This is a genomic window from Mucilaginibacter endophyticus (assembly GCF_003351025.1).
GTDB classification, from domain to species: Bacteria; Bacteroidota; Bacteroidia; order Sphingobacteriales; family Sphingobacteriaceae; genus Mucilaginibacter; species Mucilaginibacter endophyticus.
Genome location: NZ_QPCG01000001.1, coordinates 95,461 through 111,181, shown reverse-complemented (window position 1 = coordinate 111,181; position 15,721 = coordinate 95,461). Strand labels below are relative to the sequence as shown.

Sequence of the window (15,721 nt, the reverse complement as noted above, 5' to 3'; positions counted from 1 at the left end):
CCTTGTGTAACTAAAAATTTAGCTATAGATTTATGACATAAACCTTTTTATGCTATGATCAGGAACTATTTTAAAACCGCTTTTCGCAGTCTGCTTAAAAATAAGGGCTTCACTTTCATCAATATTTTAGGCCTGGCATTGGGCCTGGCCATTTGCCTGCTCATTACCTTTTATGTAGTAGATGAACTGAGCTATGACCGGTATAACACCAAACACGAGCGTGTATACCGGGTAAATACCGACCTGAAATTCAGTGGCACGCTTACCGAATATGCCGTAACCGCAATTCCGGTTGCCAACGTTTTAAAAACAGAATGCCCCGAAGTTGAAACAGCAGTGCGTATAACACCCGCACTCAATATCCGCTTTAAAAAGGGCGATGAAATTGTGCGGGAAGACGGCGCGACTTTCTACAGCGAGCCCAATATTTTCGATGTATTTACCCTTCCCCTACTTTCCGGAGATGCAAAAACGGCTTTAAAAGAGCCCAACACGGTGGTCATTGCCGAGTCGATGGCTAAAAAATATTTTAACCGCGTCAATGTAGTTGGGCAAACTCTGTTTTTGGTAACAAGCAGCACACCGCTCAAAATAACCGGGGTAATGAAAGATATGCCGGTACAATCACATTTCAGGGCCAACTTTTTACTGTCGGCCGGGCCGGTTAGCAATGATGCTCCGTGGAATAGGTTAACCGCCTTTGCCACCTATGTGCTGCTTAAACCCAATTCAAATGTTCCCCGCCTCGAATCAAAGCTTAATGCTGTGATGAAAGAGGGCCTCAAAGGTTCAACCACCATGAACTACAGCAAATTTACCGCAGGCGGTAATTACTTTAAGTTGGGCCTGATGCCGGTGACAGATATCCACCTTAAATCAAACCGGGTAATGGAACTGGGTGCCAATGGTAATAGTCAGTACGTTTACATTTTTGCAGCGGTAGCGATTTTTATCCTGCTGCTGGCCTGCATTAACTTCATGAACCTGTCTACGGCCCGCTCGGCCAACCGCGCCCGCGAGGTTGGTGTGCGTAAAGTTTTAGGCTCCTCCCGTAGTCACCTTATTTTCCAATTCCTTGCCGAATCACTTATCGTGACTTTTACTGCGGCCATTATAGCAGTGCTGGCCGCCTGGGCCTTATTGCCTTTATTCAATCACTTATCAAACAAACAATTAACTATAAATGCACAGACCATAACCTGGCTAATACCCGCTTTGTTAAGCATTGTTATCATTGTCGGTATTTTAGCGGGCTCCTACCCTGCTTTCTTTTTATCAGCCTTTCAGCCCATTAATGTTTTAAAAGGAAAGATCTCTACAGGGTTTAAAGGCGGTGCCTTCCGGAGCACACTGGTGGTTTTCCAGTTTTCTATCTCTATATTTTTGGTGATAGGCACCTTGGTTATTTATAATCAGCTTAACTATATCCAGAATAAAGATCTCGGCTTTAACCGCAATCAGGTGCTTATCCTCAATAATGTTAACACACTCGAGCATCCCGAATTACTGAAGCAGGAAATTAAAAAACTATCCGGGGTTGTTAACGCCACCCTTACCAGCTTTTTACCTACTGCCAACAACAAGGTTTTAAACTATATATCGCCGGGCGAAAAGCAAGAAGGGCAATCTACCCAGTTCTGGAAAATAGATGAAGACTACATTGGCACCATGGGCATGCAAATGAAAACAGGTCGCGGGTTTTCCGGGGAATTCAGAACTGATTCGACAGCGATGATCATCAATGAAACCGCCGCGAAAGTATTTGGCTATGGCGATAACGCCGTTGGTAAAACCATCACTACAGGCATCGCCAGGGATATCAAAAAATATCATGTGATAGGCGTAGTGAAGGATTTCAACTTCAGTTCGCTGCGCGATAATGTTACCCCGCTGGTGATGGCACTTGATAACGATTGGCTGGCGCGTTTAAGCATCCGCGTAAATACCCGTAATCTGCCAACCCTAATGGCCGGGATAGAAAAAACCTGGAAAACCATTGCCCCAAATGAGCATTTTGACTATTCGTTCATGGATGCCGATTTCGATGCCCTTTACCGTACCGAGCAACGCATGGGCCAGCTTTTTATAACATTTACGAGCTTGGCCATTGTAATTGCCTGCCTTGGCCTGTTTGGCCTCGCGGCTTATGCCGCCGAGCAACGCAACCGGGAAATTGGCATCCGGAAGGTGCTGGGTGCAAGCATCACAGCCATTGTAACCATGCTATCAAAAGATTTTGTAAAGCTGGTGATCATATCATTTGCCATAGCCGCCCCGTTGGCATGGCTAACCATGAACAAGTGGCTGCAGGGCTTTGCTTATCGTCAAAATATTCAATGGTGGCTGGTGGTATTGGCAGGCTCGGGAGCTATATTAATAGCTTTTGCCACTATCAGCTTACAATCATTCAGGGCAGCAGCGGCTAATCCGGTTGAGAGTTTGAGGGATGGAAGTTAGAGATTGGAGGCCGGAGATTGGAGGTTAGTTTTTCCCTTTCTGGCGCAAGTATGAAGGGCAGGCAAAGAGCGGAGGCTACTTGTGCCTTATAAGCAAGTTTTGTGTGATAGCCATGCGGGGTGGATGACTTGTGATATCTGCTTTTTAAAACACGAGGCACCTACGGAGCCCGATATATTTTTTCAATTACACTACAAACACGATACTCCTACGGAGTTTTGCATCTTAATATGCGCGATAGAACTCCGTAGGAGTATCGTATTTATAGAAAATAAAACAAAATTCTAAGGCTCCGTTAGGTGCCCCGTATTTACCGCTTTCATTAAAACCCATTACTGTTTTCTTATCCATATCTTAAACAAAACATCTTAACTTAGCTTTCAACCTTAAAGCTTATGAAAGCAATAGTAATTACTCAACCCGGCGGCCCGGAAGTTTTACAGCTTGCCGAAAGGCCCAAACCCCAATATGGAGCCGACGAAGTACTGATTAAAGTAATGGCGGCAGGTGTTAACCGGCCCGATATTTTTCAGCGCAAAGGGAACTACCCCCCGCCTGCCGGAGCGTCTGCAGATATCCCCGGACTGGAAGTGGCAGGTGTAATTGTCGAAGTGGGCGATGCCGTTATCCAATGGAAACCAGGCGATAAGGTTTGCGCACTGGTTACAGGCGGTGGTTATGCCGAATATTGCAAAGCGCCCGAAGGCCAATGTCTGCCTGTGCCTGTTAACCTTAGCTTCGCCGAGGCTGCGTCACTGCCCGAAACCTTTTTTACCGTGTGGAGCAATGTGTTTGATCGTGGTAAGCTTCAACCCCACCAATCGCTGTTGATACATGGCGGATCAAGCGGCATTGGTGTTACGGCTATTCAAATGGCCAAGGCTTTGGGCAGCACCGTTTTTGTAACAGCAGGATCGGATGAAAAGTGCAGCTTCTGCGAGCAGCTTGGCGCAGATAAAGCTATCAACTATAAAACAACTAATTTTAAAGATGCGATCAAATCGCTAACCCATAGCGTTGGCGTTAACGTGATCCTGGACATGATTGGCGGCGATTATATGCCTGGTAATATCGATTCACTGGCTATTGAAGGACGGCTGGTGATGATCAACGCCATGAATGGCCGCGAAGTGAAGCTTGATTTGAGTAAAGTAATGGCCAAAAGGCTCATCATTACGGGCTCTATGTTAAGGAGCAGAGAAGTTGCTTTTAAAACCGCGATCGCTAAAAACCTGGAGCAAAAAATCTGGCCGTTGATTGAATCGGGGGCTATAAAACCGGTGATATATAAAACATTTGGCGCTGAGGATGCCGCCGCCGCTCATAAGTTAATGGAAAGCAGTACACATACAGGCAAAATTGCGCTGAGTTTTGAACATTAAAACCAACTAATTAACAATGTTGAAATTATCGTTTAAAAAACTTGATTCAGTATTTAAATAATTGGATAGAAATCTTAACTTTGCGCCTCTGAAATAGCATCTTATACATTCCTGTTACAAATGATGTATGTAGCTGTTCAGTAAAAGTATTTTTTAAAAAACACCAGGTTATATATGCCAAACATTGGAAAAATTTCAAGGATCATTGGTCCGGTAGTTGACGTAAGTTTCGCTGATGACGCTCATCTTCCTAAAATTTATGACGCGTTAGAGATCACTAAAGACAATGGCCAAAAAGTTATTTTAGAGGTTCAGCAGCACTTAGGCGAAGATCGTGTACGTGCTATCGCGATGGACTCGACTGACGGCTTGTTACGCGGTATGAAGGTTTTAGATACCGAAGCTGCTATCAAAATGCCGGTAGGCGACAACATCAAAGGCCGCGTATTTAACGTGGTAGGTGATGCTATCGACGGTATCGCTGATCTTGACAAATCAAATGGTCGTCCTATTCACGCAACCCCTCCAAGGTTTGAAGACCTATCTACCGAAACTGAAGTACTTTTTACAGGTATTAAAGTTATCGACCTTTTAGAGCCTTATGCAAAAGGTGGTAAAATCGGTTTGTTTGGTGGTGCCGGTGTAGGTAAAACAGTATTGATCCAGGAACTGATCAACAACATCGCGAAAGCTTATGCAGGTTTATCTGTATTTGCAGGTGTTGGCGAGCGTACACGTGAAGGTAATGACCTTTTACGTGAGATGCTTGAATCAGGCATTATAAAATATGGCGACGCTTTCATGCATTCAATGGAAGAAGGCGGCTGGGATCTATCTAAAGTAGATACCGAAGCCATGAAAGATTCAAAAGCAACATTCGTGTTCGGTCAAATGAACGAGCCGCCGGGTGCACGTGCACGTGTGGCCCTTTCAGGCTTAACTATTGCCGAGTATTTCCGTGATGGTGATGAAGATGGTAAAGGCCGTGATATCCTTTTCTTTATCGATAACATCTTCCGCTTTACACAGGCAGGTTCAGAAGTATCAGCGCTATTAGGTCGTATGCCATCAGCGGTAGGTTACCAGCCAACGCTTGCTACCGAGATGGGTACCATGCAAGAGCGTATCACCTCAACCAAACGTGGTTCAATCACTTCAGTACAGGCCGTTTACGTACCTGCGGATGACTTGACTGACCCGGCGCCGGCTACAACCTTCGCCCACTTAGATGCTACTACCGTACTTTCACGTAAAATTGCCGAGCTTGGTATTTACCCTGCGGTGGATCCATTGGATTCAACCTCACGTATCCTTAGCCCAGCTGTTTTAGGTGATGAGCACTACAATACCGCTCAACGCGTTAAAGAAACTTTACAACGTTACAAAGAGCTTCAGGATATCATCGCCATCTTAGGTATGGACGAGCTTTCTGAAGAAGATAAGTTAGTTGTATCACGCGCCCGTCGTGTTCAGCGTTTCTTATCACAGCCGTTCCACGTTGCAGAGCAGTTCACCGGCTTAAAAGGTGTACTGGTTGACATTAAAGATACCATCAAAGGTTTCAACATGATCATGGACGGTGAAGTTGATGAGTACCCTGAAGCAGCTTTCAACTTAGTTGGCAGCATTGACGATGCTATTGAAAAAGGCAAAAAGCTGTTGGCTGAAGCCAACGCTTAGATTTGAGATGTGAGATATGAGATTTGAGATAGGGAAAAACCTATTTGAAACTTATATCTCACATTTAAAACCCGATTTAAGATCACAGATCAGGACAGAATTGTCTCACATCTCAAATCTAAAATCTCATATCTAAAAAGATGACATTAGAAATTCTTACTCCCGATAAAAAAGTTTACGAAGGCGAGGCCACCTCGGTAACCTTACCTGGTGCTTTGGGATTATTTGAAATACTGAACAACCACGCCCCTATTATTTCCACCCTTCAGGATGGCAAACTTACCGTACGCGGTGGTGCAGCTAAAGAAGAAGTGTTTTTTATTAAAGGCGGTGTTGTAGAAGCATTAAACAATAAAGTAACTGTTTTAGCCGAAGGCATTCAGCATAAATAAGCGATAAGCAGTATTTTATTAAAATCATAAAGCCCGGATAAGTTTTTATCCGGGCTTTTTTGTAAAATTCATTGCAGTATTAGTAGATTTATTGTAGTATTTTAATAAATTAATATCGTTATTTAAAAGCGATAACCTACTGCTTATCATGGACAAATTAGAATTCAGCGACCTATATAAATTTTTAGTTTCTGCTGGTATAATATTGATAGCGCTCGCCATTTTATTACCATGGTTCTATCTAAAGGAACCATTTGATTTGTTAATAGAAAACAATAAAATATTATTATTAACGAAAGAAGCTCAAAGTATAATAAAAGAAAGACAATCTCTTATCGGGACTTTATATACTACTATTCCCTTTGCCTCAGTGATTTTGCTATTATTTGGCATAATAAGTTCATTTATTGGGTTATTTAAATGGAACAAAAAACAAACAGATATTGATAAACGAGATCTGTTAACCACTAAAAAACTTGAGAATGAAGTTCAAAACATGACTGCTGCTGATGTTTTAAGCAAGAATACAAAAGAGTTCGAAGAAGCTGCAAATATTAGTTCTGATATTGATGAGCTCACCACCACTACCACCATCCCCCCTACCAAAGAAAATTTCATATCAAACTATGTTCAAATAGAGCAATTCCTGAGCAATAAGCTGACATCAATATTTCAAGGGCGTTATAAAATACTTCCCAATATTCAGATCAAAGAGGGTTCGATAAAGGCTGAATACGACCTTGTCTTAAGTTCGGAGCAATCTATAGTAACTGATCTCATTTTCGAGTTCAAGTTTTATCCTAATGGGGTAACAAGATCAACTGTACGCGACAACGTGATAAAATTAGATTGGAAAGTTAAATTATATTCTAACAAGGTAAAGAATAATGTCATGCCCATCTTACTTACAGTATTGCCAGCAGAAAGATTTAATCCTGATAGACTTGCCACATTAAGCAATTTCTCAAAAGAGCTCAATCTTATGAATAAGAACCTAAAAATTGTCTTTATAAAAGCGCAAGACTTGGATAATCTAAATGACAAATATTTTTTTGAATTGATATCCCAATAAGATTTGAGAAATAGGGACTAACTTTTAATTATTTTACTAAAACCATAAACACCTGCTCAAAACGAGCATGCTTAGATATACACATAAATTATAAGACACAAAAAAAGCGTCCAGGTATCACAACTTGGACGCTTTTTTTGTACCCTTTTTTCGGGTTATACGTAAACATCATTATTGTAATGTACGAAGCAATCTCCTATTAGCAGAGTGGCCCATGCAAAAAACTACCCTGTAATTGCCCTGGGGATTGCTTCGTACCTCACAATACATGACGACGTTCATAAATATTATTTCAAAGCCTTGTCAAGCTCGGCTAACAGTGCATCACCAAAAGACGGCCGTGCACTATTATTATTCACTATTTTTCCATCAGCACCAACGGTTACGTAATGCGGGATGCCGGTTATGTTGTACTTTTGGCAAACGGGATTTCTTGTCCATCCCTCTGCAATAACATTAACACCATTAACATTTAGCGAAGCCAGGTTACTTTTCCAGGTCTTCTCATCAGTATCTACGCAAATATTCAGGAAAACGATGTTCTTATCTTTATATCGTTCGTGTAAAGCCGCCGTGGTGTTTTTAATTTCGTAGATGCAAGGCCCGCACCCCACTCCCCAAAAATCAATATAAACTACCTTACCACGCAGACTTTTCAGGGATACCATCTCTCCCTTATCATTTTTCAAATTAAACTCAGGTGCCAGGTTGCCAGGTCGTAATACCTGTGCGGCTTTATAGGTTTGCTTAAGCGTATCGGCATACCGGGGCGTTTTAACCTTGGTAATAAAATCCTTATAAATATTTTCGGCATCTTCATAAGAATAGGCGCCAAAATCCATCTTTATCTCGTTGGTTACAAACCAGTCGCGTAGTTCCACTAAGCGTAAATTGGCCATAGCCAGATAATACTCATCCCATGCCGGGGCAAACGGCACCGTCTTATTATTCCAATCATTTCCTTCTGTCCTGGTACCGTTTAATCCTTTATTAAAGCGGATATAGTTAAAAAGGAAGCTTTTATAAGCATTACTGTTTCTGTAAGCAAACTCCGATTCTATATGATAGCCACCGTCGGGAAATTGCATATTGAGCCTTTTACCGGTTTCAGTAGTATCATTAATGTGAAGATTATATTTCTGCAATAAATTGTTACTTCTTAAAAGTTCAGCATATTTATAGTAAACATCAGTAATTAACTTTTCGCTTTCCGTATACTCAAGGTTTACCGCCGAGGCCTTCATTTCCTTGTTATATAGCCGGTTTATTTTTTCAAACTTTACGGAGTCGGTCATCTTATCCTTATAAAGCGACTCGCTCAGGTCCATCAGATCTTTACGGCAAAGGTTATAAACCGACATCATGGTTTGCAATCGCTCATTGATGCGAGGCTTAGGAGATGAAATGGTAAAAGTTTTGTTAAAATCGTTATTGTCCCAGTTAAGGGTTATGGTGTCATTTTTTTGAGCGCAGATAGTGATCGCGTCTTTATTGAGGTACAGGTAAAGATCTTCTGTATCTCCATCTATTCCGATGGTTTGGTTAAAGTTGCCATTCTTATCAATGGGTACCCATACCAGCCGATTTTCAAAATCGCCGGTCACTGCAAAACTCCAGTATTCGCCATTAAAATTTTTAACATTTCCTTTAATTACCGCAGTAGCTTTAGGAGCAGAGATAATTACAGGCTTATTTACAGGAGTTGTTCCGGCAGGCCGTTTTTTTGTTTGGGCAGCAAGATTTACCGTGAAAAACAACAGGGCTACAAATAAGAGGCGTTTCATTTAGGCTGATAAGATTTAGATTGATATAAAGGTATAAAAAAAATAAATTCAAATCCTATTTTTATAATTCAGGATCAGGCACTTTCTTTAAACGGCCAGAATAAAAATAAGCTAAAAAGAATCAGGCAACATCAGCAAAAAAGGCAGAGCGGCCGAGTAATCTAACAGGTCGTACTCAAGCCCCAACAACCTGATATTGTGGTAATATTCCCGACGATGATCGTAGTAGTATTTTTCTGATTGCAGAAACCAGGCTTTCGGGCCAAGCTTTTCGGCTATGAACCATTTTTCTAATAAGCGCGCCATGCGTCCGTTACCATCTTCAAAAGGGTGGATCTTTACAAATGCCAGATGCAGCATAGCAGCGCAAAAGAACACTTCGGTAGCGGTTAATTTTGTTTTTAATAATAAGTCAACATCATCAAAAAACAACTTTAACTTTTGTTCAACCAAATCGGGGGCACAGGCAACATACTCTATTTTCCCATCAGCAGTAATTACAAACATATTAGTAATACGCAATTGGCCCCGACGGTCCTTTCGAAGGATATGGTTAGTAAGCAAACTATGGGCCTCCTGAACTGTGTGGTAACTTAATTTGTGTTTTTGAGCAAACTGATACGCTTCATAAAGGTCATCTATTTTTTGCGTGTAATCAGGCAAAAAATGCACACCGATCATTTTATGTTTTATGAACGAATCAAGCTCAATATTTTCGCCTTCTATCTTTGAAGAAAAAACAGCTGACACCGAAGTATAAAAACTAAAATTATTTGTTGACAGGTTGCTATCTTTTAATTGATTGAAGTTTTGAAGAAGCACATGAGATACCCGCCGCTGATATTCGTCCAGCAGATCAATTGGCAATATATTAAACGGTAAATCCTTCATTGGATAACGTAAAGATACAATCACTCTTTATTATTATTCCGATTTGGAAATATTTAGATTGATTACACCTCAAACAAAGATCATACGACTGTAGGTTCAAGCGTCTACGCTTGAATAAACTTTTAAAGTAAGCGTCCACGCTTACCATCCCTCGGGAGCGTGGACGCCTCTATTTACTATCGTTCAAGTGCAGACGCTTAAACCTGCGAGTGAAAGTCTATTTTTCTTAACTTCACCCCTCCTTTTTCCCATTTCAGGCAGAAAATCGACAACTTACTATGCATGCATAAAAAACATACCGAATACCGTTTTGAACTTTGGTATATTTCATTAAAAATTTTATATCTTTGAATATTAAATAAACAGAATAAAATTTTACAAAAACTAATTAATTAAAATATAATTCTTATTTCAAAAAATCCGTGGCGGCTATTGCTATTGCCTGATGCGATGGCTACCTTACATATATTGATTTTCGATACCAAGTAAACCTGTATCACCAACAAAATTAAAGTACTAAAACTGTCTACATAATTAATAAAATGAGTTCATCATCAGATACCACCAAGGCTATAGAATTGAACAAGTATAGCAAAACCTTTACCCAGGACCCAACGCAGCCTGCAGCACAGGCTATGCTTTACGGGATTGGCTTAACCGACGACGATATGCGCAAAGCACAGGTCGGCGTGGCCAGCATGGGTTACGATGGTAACACCTGCAACATGCACCTTAACGATCTGGCAAAGCTGGTTAAACAAGGTATCTGGGATGAAGATATGGTGGGCCTCATTTTTCACACCATTGGCGTAAGCGATGGCATGAGCAACGGAACCGAAGGTATGCGTTACTCATTGGTAAGCCGCGATATCATTGCCGACTCCATTGAGGCTGTTACCGGCGCTCAGTATTATGATGGTTTAATTACCCTGCCTGGCTGCGATAAAAACATGCCTGGTTCTATAATGGCTATGGGCCGCTTAAACCGTCCTTCAATCATGGTTTACGGTGGAACTATTAAACCTGGCCACTGGAAAGGTGAAGACCTGAACATTGTATCAGCATTTGAAGCTTTAGGTAAAAAAATTGCCGGCCAGATAGATGATGTTGATTTTATGGGCGTAATTAAAAATGCCTGCCCAAGTGCCGGTGCATGCGGTGGTATTTACACTGCAAACACTATGGCTGCAGCTATCGAAGCATTGGGTATGAGCTTGCCATATTCGTCATCAAACCCTGCACTAAGCGACGAGAAAAAAGCAGAATGCCTTGCGGCCGGTAAAGCTATCAAGGTATTGTTAGAAAAAGATATTAAACCATCAGACATCATGACCCGCGAAGCATTTGAAAATGCTATTGTTGTGATCATGGTACTGGGTGGTTCAACCAACGCGGTATTGCACCTTATTGCAATGGCCAAAAGCGTTGATGTTAAATTAACCCAGGATGATTTCCAGACTGTAAGTAACCGTATCCCGGTACTGGCCGATATGAAACCAAGCGGTAAATACATGATGGAAGACCTGCACAATATTGGCGGCGTTCCGGCTGTAATGAAGTACTGTTTGGAGCAAGGCTGGCTGCATGGCGATTGCCTTACAGTTACAGGCAAAACCATTGCAGAAAACCTTGCTGAAATCCCTGCACTGGAATTTGAAATTCAAAAGATCATCAAACCCGTTGAAAACCCAATCAAAGCTACCGGTCACCTGCAGATCCTGTACGGAAACCTTGCAGAAGGTGGTAGTGTTGCCAAAATCACCGGTAAAGAAGGCGAACGCTTCACCGGCCCTGCCCGTGTATTTGATGGCGAGTTTGAACTGATTGCCGGTATCCAGAGCGGCCGTGTTAAAAAAGGCGATGTTGTGGTGATCCGCAATGTAGGCCCTAAAGGCGCGCCGGGTATGCCGGAGATGCTGAAACCAACCTCGGCCATATTTGGTGCCGGTTTGGGTAGTTCAGTAGCATTAATTACCGATGGACGCTTTAGTGGCGGTACTCATGGCTTCGTCGTCGGTCACATCACACCCGAGGCTTACGATGGCGGGTTTATAGCGATGGTACAAGATGATGATATAATTGAGATCGATGCCGTTGCAAATAAGATAAACGTTTCGCTGCCGCAAGAAGAAATAGCCGCACGCCGTGCCGCATGGCAAAAACCGGCGCTGAAGGTTACCAAGGGTGTGTTATACCGTTACGCTAAAAACGTAACTACCGCTGCTGAAGGCTGCGTTACCGACGAATAGTAAATAATGAACAAAATGGCTTGTTAAAAAAGCCATGAATAAAGTGAACGCAAACAAAGCGCGTTCATTTTAGCAAATTAGAGACAGATAGAGTAAAATCAATTTAGCACCCTCAAAACGTGTTATAAATATAAAAAAATACAGGTATGGAAGTTGCACAAGATACACTAACCGCACCCGCCGCCGCCGAAACCGTAAATGTTTCAGGATCGGTAGCATTATTGGAAGCATTAATAGCCGAAGGTACCGATACCATTTTTGGTTACCCAGGTGGCGCTATTATGCCAATTTATGATGCTTTGTTTGATTACAATGATAAACTGAACCACATACTGGTACGTCATGAGCAGGGCGGCATTCACGCCGGCCAGGGCTATGCACGTACCTCGGGCAAAGTGGGCGTGGTATTTGCCACCAGCGGTCCGGGTGCCACCAACCTGGTAACAGGTTTGGCCGATGCCCAGATTGACAGTACACCTTTGGTTTGTATTACCGGCCAGGTGTTCGCTCACCTTTTGGGTACCGATGCTTTCCAGGAAACCGACGTGATCAACATCACCACACCGGTTACTAAATGGAACTACCAGGTAACTGACGCAACCGAAATTCCGGAAGTTATTGCCAAGGCCTTTTACATTGCCCGCAGCGGCAGGCCCGGCCCGGTATTGATCGACATTACCAAAAACGCGCAGATCCAGTTATTTGACTTTGCAGGTTACAAACCTTGCGATCATATCCGCAGCTACAGGCCAAAACCTATTGTTCGCCCGCAATACATTCAACAGGCTGCAGAGCTGATCAACAGCGCTCAAAAACCTTTCATCCTGTTTGGTCAGGGTGTTATTTTGGGCGGTGCCGAGCAGGAGTTTAAAGCTTTTGTTGAAAAAAGCGGTATCCCTGCGGCATGGACAGTACTTGGTGCAGGCGCCATCCCTTCAGACCATCCGTTAAACGTAGGTATGTTAGGTATGCATGGCAACTACGGCCCTAACGTATTAACCAACGAGTGCGATGTATTGATCGCGATAGGTATGCGTTTTGACGACCGTGTAACAGGTCGCCTGGACAAATATGCTAAACAGGCTAAAGTTGTTCATTTGGATATCGACCCTGCCGAGATCGACAAGAACGTAAAATCAACCGTACCGGTTTGGGGCGATTGCAAGGAAACACTTCCATTGCTGACCAAAGCCATCGAAAAGAAAGAACATACTGAGTGGTTAGCTAAATTTAACGATTACACCCGTCAGGAAGTTGAGGCCGTTATCCATAACGAGCTTAATCCAACCACGCCTGAAATGACTATGGGCGAGGTGATCAAACAACTTAACGAGATCACCAAAGGTGAGGCCGTTATTGTTACCGATGTAGGTCAGCATCAAATGGTAGCTTGCCGTTACGCTAAGTTTAACAATACCCGCAGCAACGTTACCAGCGGAGGTTTAGGAACTATGGGTTTTGCGTTGCCTGCTGCTATTGGCGCTAAATTTGGCGCTCAGGATCGTACAGTAGTAGCTATTATTGGCGATGGAGGTTTCCAGATGACCTGCCAGGAATTGGGTACTATTATGCAAAGCGGTATCGATGTAAAGATTATCATCCTTAACAACCGCTTCCTGGGCATGGTAAGACAATGGCAGGAGCTGTTCAATTCGCGCCGTTACTCATTTGTTGATATTCAAAGTCCGGATTTTGTAGCATTAGCTGCGGCATACCGCATCCCGGGCAAATTAGTTGATGACCGTGCAGATTTGACTGCAGCATTAAATGAGATGCTAAACACACCGGGATCATTCCTTTTGGAAGTAATGGTTACCAAAGAGAACAACGTATTCCCGATGGTACCACAAGGATGCAGTGTAAGCGAGATCAGGTTAAAGTAAGCCCTCTAAAAAAGACAAAATCATGAGCGAAGCAGAAAAAAAACAGGAATTTAACATCACCATATATACCGAAAACCAAATTGGTTTATTAAGCAGGATAGCTATTATATTTACGCGCCGTAAAATCAATATCGACAGTCTGAATACTTCCCCGTCGGAGATTGACAGCATTCACCGCTTCAATATCGTGATTAACGAGTATGAAGAGGTAGTGCGTAAGCTTACCCGCCAGATTGAAAAGCAGGTTGAGGTGTTAAAAGCATATTATCACACCAACGAAGATGTGATTTGGCAGGAATTAGCGTTATATAAGGTGTCAACCGATGTAATTGCCGAAAAGGTTAGCGTTGAACGTTTATTACGCGAAAACGGTGCACGCGCGGTAGTGATCCGCAAGGACTACACGGTGTTTGAAACCACCGGTCACCGCGAGGAAACCGATAACCTGATCAGCATATTACAACCTTACGGCCTGATAGAGTTTGTGCGCAGCGCCCGCGTTGCTATCATTAAAGATAGCGAAGGATTTAATAGCAAACTGCGCGAATTTGAAAGGCTTGAACCAGGCGAAGAGGTAATCGAAAACGAATACCTGAACCAGGGCGAAAAGGTGTTTACGATGTAAGCCCGCCGCCTCTTAAAGGGGAAGTAAGAACACATTAGGTGTTGAGGCCTGTCATCCTGAGCTTGTCGAAGGACGCGCGTAGAGGCCCTACCCACCATGCTTCGACAGGCTCAGCATGACACCCGTTTGATAGCAAGTTAACGGAGCAATGACGGGATTAATAAAAAGAAACAAAAACTTAAATTACTAATACAATAAAATCGGTGAAATCACCCGCAATCGGTGAGAACACAAAAATCAAAAAACAATGGCAAAACTAAATTTCGGCGGCACTGAAGAAAACGTAGTAACCCGCGAAGAGTTCCCTTTATCAAAAGCTCAGGAAGTATTAAAAGATGAAGTAGTAGCGGTAATTGGCTACGGTGTACAAGGTCCGGGCCAGGCCCTGAACCAAAAAGATAACGGTATCAACGTAATTGTTGGTCAGCGTAAAGGCACCAAAACTTGGGATAAAGCTATCAGCGATGGCTTTGTACCGGGCGAAACCCTTTTTGAAATTGAAGAAGCTTTAGAAAAAGGAACTGTAATTTGCTACTTATTGAGCGATGCAGCCCAGATCGCGTTATGGCCAACTGTTAAAAAACACTTAACTCCAGGCAAAGCCCTTTATTTTTCTCATGGCTTTGGTATCACTTTCAACGAACAAACAGGTATCATTCCTCCTGCTGATGTTGACGTGTTCCTGGTTGCTCCTAAAGGTTCAGGTACTTCACTACGTCGTATGTTTCTGCAAGGCCGTGGCTTAAACTCAAGCTACGCTATCTTCCAGGATGCTACAGGTAAAGCATTTGATCGTGTTATCGCTTTAGGTATCGCTGTAGGTAGCGGTTACTTATTCGAAACTAACTTCAAAAAAGAAGTATACAGCGATTTAACCGGCGAGCGTGGTACTTTGATGGGTTGTGTTCAAGGTATCTTTGCTGCTCAGTACGATGTATTGCGTAGCCATGGTCACTCTCCGTCTGAAGCATTTAACGAAACTGTTGAAGAGCTTACCCAATCATTAATGCCGCTTGTTGCTGAAAACGGTATGGACTGGATGTATGCAAACTGCTCAACTACCGCTCAACGTGGTGCGCTTGACTGGTGGAAAAAATTCCGTGACGCTACTAAACCGGTATTTGAAGAGCTTTACGAAAGCGTTGCTACAGGTAAAGAATCTCAACGTTCTATCGATTCAAACAGCCAGCCAGATTACCGCGAAAAACTGGATGCCGAACTAAAAGAATTACGCGAAAGCGAATTATGGCAAGCAGGCAAAACCGTACGCAGCTTACGCCCTGAAAACCAGGTTGTAGAAGCTTAA

At 42.7% G+C, this 15,721-nt stretch carries 11 protein-coding genes; 9 read left to right on the top strand and 2 right to left on the bottom strand.

What is annotated here, in order from left to right:
• Positions 1 to 54: 54 nt before the first annotated feature.
• From DUL71_RS00470 to DUL71_RS00450, 5 genes are all read left to right on the top strand, one after another.
• Positions 55 to 2,457, top strand: a complete 2,403-nt coding sequence (locus tag DUL71_RS00470; protein WP_114936272.1) for an ABC transporter permease — start codon at positions 55 to 57, stop codon at positions 2,455 to 2,457.
• Between the two features lie 395 nt (positions 2,458 to 2,852).
• Positions 2,853 to 3,839 carry an NAD(P)H-quinone oxidoreductase gene (locus DUL71_RS00465; protein ID WP_114936271.1) on the top strand — a complete coding sequence of 329 codons (987 nt, stop codon included), beginning with the start codon at positions 2,853 to 2,855 and terminating at the stop codon, positions 3,837 to 3,839.
• Positions 3,840 to 4,013: 174 nt separating this feature from the next.
• On the top strand, positions 4,014 to 5,519 hold the full coding sequence (gene atpD / locus DUL71_RS00460) for a F0F1 ATP synthase subunit beta (protein ID WP_114936270.1): 1,506 nt from the start codon (positions 4,014 to 4,016) through the stop codon (positions 5,517 to 5,519).
• A gap of 140 nt (positions 5,520 to 5,659) precedes the next feature.
• Positions 5,660 to 5,911, top strand: coding sequence for an ATP synthase F1 subunit epsilon (gene atpC, locus DUL71_RS00455; RefSeq protein ID WP_091174059.1), 252 nt, complete (start codon positions 5,660 to 5,662; stop codon positions 5,909 to 5,911).
• A gap of 148 nt (positions 5,912 to 6,059) precedes the next feature.
• Positions 6,060 to 6,983 (top strand): hypothetical protein, encoded by a 924-nt coding sequence (locus DUL71_RS00450; protein WP_114936269.1) that lies wholly within the window; start codon positions 6,060 to 6,062, stop codon positions 6,981 to 6,983.
• A 287-nt stretch (positions 6,984 to 7,270) separates the two neighbouring features.
• Here the strand turns inward: DUL71_RS00450 and DUL71_RS00445 are convergent, their stop codons facing one another.
• Together DUL71_RS00445 and DUL71_RS00440 are read right to left on the bottom strand one after the other, a co-directional pair.
• Positions 7,271 to 8,767 (bottom strand): TlpA family protein disulfide reductase, encoded by a 1,497-nt coding sequence (locus DUL71_RS00445; RefSeq protein WP_114936268.1) that lies wholly within the window; start codon positions 8,765 to 8,767, stop codon positions 7,271 to 7,273.
• 111 nt (positions 8,768 to 8,878) lie between these two features.
• Positions 8,879 to 9,658, bottom strand: coding sequence for a Fic family protein (locus tag DUL71_RS00440; protein ID WP_114936267.1), 780 nt, complete (start codon positions 9,656 to 9,658; stop codon positions 8,879 to 8,881).
• A gap of 542 nt (positions 9,659 to 10,200) precedes the next feature.
• Between DUL71_RS00440 and ilvD the strand changes: the two genes are divergently transcribed.
• The 4 genes from ilvD (at position 10,201) to ilvC (ending at position 15,721) form a co-directional block, all read left to right on the top strand.
• Complete coding sequence (gene ilvD / locus DUL71_RS00435) at positions 10,201 to 11,907, top strand: dihydroxy-acid dehydratase (RefSeq protein ID WP_208645460.1); 1,707 nt, start codon at positions 10,201 to 10,203, stop codon at positions 11,905 to 11,907.
• A 146-nt stretch (positions 11,908 to 12,053) separates the two neighbouring features.
• On the top strand, positions 12,054 to 13,790 hold the full coding sequence (ilvB, locus tag DUL71_RS00430) for a biosynthetic-type acetolactate synthase large subunit (protein ID WP_114936266.1): 1,737 nt from the start codon (positions 12,054 to 12,056) through the stop codon (positions 13,788 to 13,790).
• Between the two features lie 22 nt (positions 13,791 to 13,812).
• Positions 13,813 to 14,415 (top strand): acetolactate synthase small subunit, encoded by a 603-nt coding sequence (gene ilvN / locus DUL71_RS00425; protein WP_112572997.1) that lies wholly within the window; start codon positions 13,813 to 13,815, stop codon positions 14,413 to 14,415.
• 247 nt (positions 14,416 to 14,662) lie between these two features.
• Positions 14,663 to 15,721 carry a ketol-acid reductoisomerase gene (ilvC, locus tag DUL71_RS00420; RefSeq protein WP_114936265.1) on the top strand — a complete coding sequence of 353 codons (1,059 nt, stop codon included), beginning with the start codon at positions 14,663 to 14,665 and terminating at the stop codon, positions 15,719 to 15,721.

Bases quoted from the DNA above. Each gene is read 5' to 3' on its own strand.
- DUL71_RS00470 (WP_114936272.1), top strand. From the start codon at position 55: ATGATCAGGAACTATTTTAAAACCGCTTTTCGCAGTCTGCTTAAAAAT.
- DUL71_RS00465 (WP_114936271.1), top strand. From the start codon at position 2,853: ATGAAAGCAATAGTAATTACTCAACCCGGCGGCCCGGAAGTTTTACAG.
- atpD (WP_114936270.1), top strand. From the start codon at position 4,014: ATGCCAAACATTGGAAAAATTTCAAGGATCATTGGTCCGGTAGTTGAC.
- atpC (WP_091174059.1), top strand. From the start codon at position 5,660: ATGACATTAGAAATTCTTACTCCCGATAAAAAAGTTTACGAAGGCGAG.
- DUL71_RS00450 (WP_114936269.1), top strand. From the start codon at position 6,060: ATGGACAAATTAGAATTCAGCGACCTATATAAATTTTTAGTTTCTGCT.
- DUL71_RS00445 (WP_114936268.1), bottom strand. From the start codon at position 8,767: ATGAAACGCCTCTTATTTGTAGCCCTGTTGTTTTTCACGGTAAATCTT.
- DUL71_RS00440 (WP_114936267.1), bottom strand. From the start codon at position 9,658: ATGAAGGATTTACCGTTTAATATATTGCCAATTGATCTGCTGGACGAA.
- ilvD (WP_208645460.1), top strand. From the start codon at position 10,201: ATGAGTTCATCATCAGATACCACCAAGGCTATAGAATTGAACAAGTAT.
- ilvB (WP_114936266.1), top strand. From the start codon at position 12,054: ATGGAAGTTGCACAAGATACACTAACCGCACCCGCCGCCGCCGAAACC.
- ilvN (WP_112572997.1), top strand. From the start codon at position 13,813: ATGAGCGAAGCAGAAAAAAAACAGGAATTTAACATCACCATATATACC.
- ilvC (WP_114936265.1), top strand. From the start codon at position 14,663: ATGGCAAAACTAAATTTCGGCGGCACTGAAGAAAACGTAGTAACCCGC.